This is a genomic window from Rhodoferax ferrireducens (assembly GCF_003347515.1).
Classification (GTDB): domain Bacteria; phylum Pseudomonadota; class Gammaproteobacteria; order Burkholderiales; family Burkholderiaceae_C; genus Rhodoferax.
Map to the genome: position 1 here is coordinate 1 of NZ_QEII01000050.1, position 330 is coordinate 330.

Genomic DNA, 330 nt, shown 5'->3' on the forward strand with positions numbered 1-330 from the left:
ACGCCCTGGCGACAGGCGTACCCAATCCGCTGCTGACCTTCTGCGACCAGACTGGCCAAGTTGTCGATATCGACATTCGAGGAAGCGATGCCGAGATGTTTGCACGTCTACCTCCAGACGGGTACCAGCTTCAGGGAACCGACTCGGCACTGATTGATTCCGCGGATCCTGGTGAGCCACGTGGCCGTGGCCGCCCAAAGCTTGGGGTTGTCGCGCGAGAAGTCACGTTACTGCCGCGCCACTGGGATTGGTTGGCTGCACAGCGAGGCGGTGCATCGGTGACTTTGCGGAAACTGGTTGATGAGGCACGCCGGGCAAGCGTGGACCGAG

The 330-nt window shown here is 61.5% G+C and carries 1 protein-coding gene; it reads left to right on the forward strand.

Features of this window, described 5'->3' with window-relative positions; translation table 11 throughout:
* Positions 1-330 (forward strand): DUF2239 family protein (locus C5P05_RS00210; protein WP_114967970.1); only part of this gene is annotated, 330 nt, incomplete at both ends.